This window comes from Pseudoalteromonas sp. RB2-MNA-CIBAN-0110 (assembly GCF_040309305.1).
Taxonomy (GTDB): Bacteria; Pseudomonadota; Gammaproteobacteria; order Enterobacterales; family Alteromonadaceae; genus Pseudoalteromonas; species Pseudoalteromonas arctica.
Genome location: NZ_JBEOOQ010000073.1, coordinates 1 through 4,646, shown reverse-complemented (window position 1 = coordinate 4,646; position 4,646 = coordinate 1). Strand labels below are relative to the sequence as shown.

The 4,646-nt window shown below is 40.9% G+C and carries 3 protein-coding genes; 1 reads left to right on the top strand and 2 read right to left on the bottom strand.

The window, feature by feature from the left end:
- Positions 1 to 343: 343 nt before the first annotated feature.
- Together recA and AAEY68_RS20490 are read right to left on the bottom strand one after the other, a co-directional pair.
- On the bottom strand, positions 344 to 1,387 hold the full coding sequence (recA, locus tag AAEY68_RS20495; RefSeq protein ID WP_024591486.1) for a recombinase RecA: 1,044 nt from the start codon (positions 1,385 to 1,387) through the stop codon (positions 344 to 346).
- A 68-nt stretch (positions 1,388 to 1,455) separates the two neighbouring features.
- Entirely contained in the window at positions 1,456 to 1,944 is a 489-nt protein-coding gene (locus tag AAEY68_RS20490; protein ID WP_024591485.1) for a CinA family protein, read from the bottom strand.
- A 21-nt stretch (positions 1,945 to 1,965) separates the two neighbouring features.
- Here AAEY68_RS20490 and mutS point away from each other — a divergent pair, with 21 nt between their 5' ends.
- Positions 1,966 to 4,551, top strand: a complete 2,586-nt coding sequence (gene mutS / locus AAEY68_RS20485; protein ID WP_024593958.1) for a DNA mismatch repair protein MutS — start codon at positions 1,966 to 1,968, stop codon at positions 4,549 to 4,551.
- Positions 4,552 to 4,646: the final 95 nt, after the last annotated feature.

Here is a 4,646-nt window from a genome sequence, read left to right as displayed (position 1 = left end):
CTGTCCCTGCTATCGTTGAATGACACCTTGCAATACTGGAGGAGACCATATATGAACTCTGGTTAAGAGATTTACTAACGTATTGAATCATAGTGGTATTTAAATTTATTTTCTCTAGCCAGAGATTTTCAGTGGAAACAAGGCGAATTTACGCGTCAATAGCTGGCCTATTGCAAGTAAATTCAACGCAGTTAGCGCTGAAAATAGCTGCTCGAGATAGATTTATTATCCAGAGCTCAGGTTATCTACTTTAAGTTTTTAATAACAAAAAAACGCTAATCATTACTGATTAACGCTTTTTAAAGCTCGGGTCAAATCAAGCTTAAAAACTCATTTGAGGCTGTTAAAGGTCAGCGTCATCGCCCAACTTATCTTCACCATCATCTGGTTCAATAGTTGCTTTTAATAAAAGCATTTCGCGTAACTTGCCTTCAATCTCATCTGCAATTTCTGGGTTTTCTTTCAAAAACTTAATTGAGTTAGATTTACCTTGGCCAACCTTGTTGCCACAGTAGCTATACCAAGCACCTGCTTTTTCAACAATTTTATGCTTAACGCCTAGGTCAATTAGCTCGCCTTGCTTAGAAATACCTTCACCATACATGATGATAAATTCAGCTTGTTTAAACGGCGGCGCTACTTTGTTTTTAACAATTTTAACGCGAGTTTCGTTACCAACAACTTCATCGCCTTCTTTAACAGAACCAATACGACGAATATCAATACGTACCGATGCGTAAAACTTAAGTGCATTACCACCCGTTGTTGTTTCTGGGTTACCAAACATAACACCAATTTTCATACGGATTTGGTTAATGAAAATACATAACGTGTTAGAGCGTTTAATGTTACCAGTAAGCTTACGTAATGCTTGCGACATTAAACGTGCTTGTAAGCCCATGTGCGAGTCGCCCATGTCGCCTTCAATTTCAGCTTTTGGTGTTAGTGCAGCAACCGAGTCAATTACAACAACGTCTACCGCGCTTGAGCGTACTAACATGTCACAAATTTCTAGTGCTTGCTCACCAGTATCTGGTTGAGATACAAATAATTCATCTATATTTACACCCAATTTCTGGGCATATACTGGATCTAGAGCATGCTCTGCATCAATAAAGGCACATGTTTTGCCTTCTTTTTGTGCTTCTGCGATAACTTGTAAAGTAAGCGTTGTTTTACCAGATGACTCAGGTCCGTATACTTCAACAATACGTCCCATAGGTAAACCACCTATGCCTAAAGCAATATCAATACCTAATGAGCCTGTAGATACAGATTCAATGTTTAACGCTTTGTTATCACCCAATTTCATAATTGAGCCTTTACCAAATTGACGTTCAATTTGTGATAGTGCAGCGTCCAACGCTTTTTGTTTGTTATCGTTCATTTTATTCTCCAAATCCAGCTAATGGAATCAAGTATACTGTATGAAATCACAGTATCAAGCTAATTTTTTTATTTTATCTCATCTATTACACTTTTCAATGCAAATACAATAGCTTGCAGTCTAACTTGAGCCCTATCGCCAGAGAATACTTGTTTAAAGGTCAGTACTTTGTCATTAATTTGTATGCCAAACCACACAAGTCCCACAGGTTTACCTTCTGTTGCCCCGCCAGGTCCTGCAATACCCGATACAGCTATCGATATATTTGCGTTTGTTGCCTTAATTGCACCTAGTGCCATTTCACGTACTGTCTGCTCGCTCACAGCACCGTACTTTGCTAATGTGCTTGCACTTACATTTAGCAAATCTTGCTTTGCTTGGTTGCTGTAAGTCACAAATGCACGGTCAATATAAGCAGAGCTTCCGGGCGTATCTGTAAGGGCATAACTCACTCCGCCACCAGTACATGACTCAGCACTAGTGATCCATAAGCATTTATCCGTTAAAATAGCGCCTAATTGCGCAGCAAGTGTTTTAATCTCTTGATGTAATTCCATATTCAGCCTTTGGGTAAATACATGTCGTTTGATCTTTATGCACCACACACTATAAAACAACAAACCCCTATGATGCAGCAGTATCTAAAAATAAAATCAGAGCATCGCGATATTTTATTGTTTTATCGTATGGGCGATTTTTACGAACTCTTTTTTGATGACGCTAAACGCGCCGCTCAATTACTCGATATTTCGCAAACACATCGCGGTAAAGCCGGTGGCGATCCTATCCCTATGGCGGGCGTGCCTTATCATGCAGTAGAAAACTACCTAGCACGCTTAGTTCAAATGGGTGAATCAGTGGCTATTTGTGAGCAAGTTGGTGACCCTGCAACCAGTAAAGGTCCTGTCGATCGTAAAGTTGTTCGTATAGTTACACCTGGTACAATTTCTGACGAAGCGCTTTTACAAGAACGACAAGACAACCTCCTTACCAGCGTTTGGCAAAGTAAAAAAGGTCTGTACGGTATCGCGTACCTTGATATTAACTCTGGTCGCTTTAACGTTGTAGAGGTTAACACCGACGAAGCCTTTAGCTCAACTATTCAGCGCTTAGCTCCGGCAGAACTTCTGTATAGCGAAAGCTTTGAAAACTTTCATTTAATTGAGCATATAAAAGGTGCCCGCCGCCGCCCAGAGTGGGAGTTCGACTTAGATACGGCTCAGCACTTATTATGCGATCAGTTTGGTACTAAAGATTTAGTAGGTTTTGGTGTTGATAAAGCCCACAGCGCGCTTGTTGCTGCCGGTTGTTTAATGCAATACGTAAAAGATACACAACGTATTGCACTGCCACATATTCGTGCAATTACGCTTGAGCACAACGAACACGCTGTTATTTTAGATGCCGCAACCCGTAAAAATTTAGAACTTACCGTTAATTTATCAGGTGGGTTTGAAAATACACTTGCCCAAGTGCTTGATAAAACAGCAACACCTATGGGCTCTCGTTTACTTAAGCGCCGTATTCATACACCTGTACGTAATAAAGACGAGCTAAATTCACGCTTAAATGCAATTAGCGCTATTTTAGATGTACAACTGTGCGGTGAATTACACGAATCATTAAAAGAGATTGGTGATGTAGAGCGAGTTATTGCACGCCTAGCTTTATGCACAGCTCGCCCGCGCGATTTAACTCGTCTTCGCAGCGCATTACAAGCACTTGCGCCACTACACACTTTGCTAGGTGATGCTAACGATCCTCGTATTACAGGTATTATCAAGCACTCGCCTGAGCTCCCTGATTTACAAGAGTTATTAGAACGTGCAGTGATAGAAAACCCACCGGTACTTATTCGTGATGGTGGCGTTATCGCCCCTGGTTACAACAGCGAACTAGATGAGTGGCGTAACTTAAGTAAAGGTGCAACCGATGTACTTGATCAACTAGAGTTACGTGAACGCGAACGCACGGGTATTAGTACGCTTAAAATTGGTTATAACCGCGTACATGGCTTTTTTATTGAAGTAAGCCGCGCCAATGCCCACTTAGTGCCAGCCGACTACATTCGTCGCCAAACGCTCAAAAATAACGAACGCTATATTATTCCTGAGCTTAAAGAGCACGAAGATAAAGTACTTGGTAGCCAATCAAAAGCCTTAGCGCTTGAAAAGCAACTATACGAAGAGCTGTTCAGATTTATCGCTCCACATATTGAACAGCTGCAAATGATGGCAGCAGCACTGGCCGATTTAGACGTATTAAATAACTTGGCCGAACGTGCATTTGCACTCAATTATGCAAAACCAGAACTATGCGATAACGACAATATAAGCATTAAACAAGGTCGTCACCCTGTTGTTGAACAAGTAATGAAAGAACCGTTTATTGCTAACCCTGTTGAATTAAACAGCCAACGTAAAATGTTGATTATTACGGGTCCAAACATGGGCGGTAAATCAACCTATATGCGCCAAACAGCACTTATTGTACTAATGGCTCACATTGGCAGTTACGTACCTGCAGACAGCGCTAAAATAGGTAATATTGATCGCATATTTACACGTATTGGTGCTAGCGATGATTTAGCATCAGGTCGCTCAACCTTCATGGTAGAAATGACCGAAACAGCGACTATTTTAAATAATGCCACGGCGCAGTCTTTAGTGTTAATGGATGAAATTGGTCGCGGTACAAGTACCTACGATGGGCTCTCGCTTGCGTATGCAACAGCCGATCATTTAGCGTCAAAAATATCAGCTAAAACATTATTTGCTACGCACTACTTTGAGTTAACAGAACTTGCTGAACAAACAACAGGCCTGGTAAACGTGCACCTTGATGCAATAGAGCATAACGATACAATCGCCTTTATGCATACAGTACTTGATGGCGCAGCAAGCAAGAGCTTTGGCTTACAGGTAGCTGCTCTTGCGGGTGTGCCAAAAGCTGTTATTGCACAAGCAAAGCAAAAACTTAAGTTACTTGAAAATCATCAAAGCGTTACTGCACCAAATACTGAGCAACAAGCCTTTACTTTTAATAATGAAGTTGCTCAAAATACACCTTCAGAAGTAGAAGAACAATTAAGCGCTATCGACCCTGATAATTTATCGCCACGCCAAGCGCACGATTTATTATATAAACTAAAAGCATTGTTGTAATTTATATCATCTAATTTACATGTCCCGTCCTAAAATACGTTGACGGTTTTAATTGAAGGCCAGTAGCTTTTGCTCCTGGCTTTTTTTGTGCACTT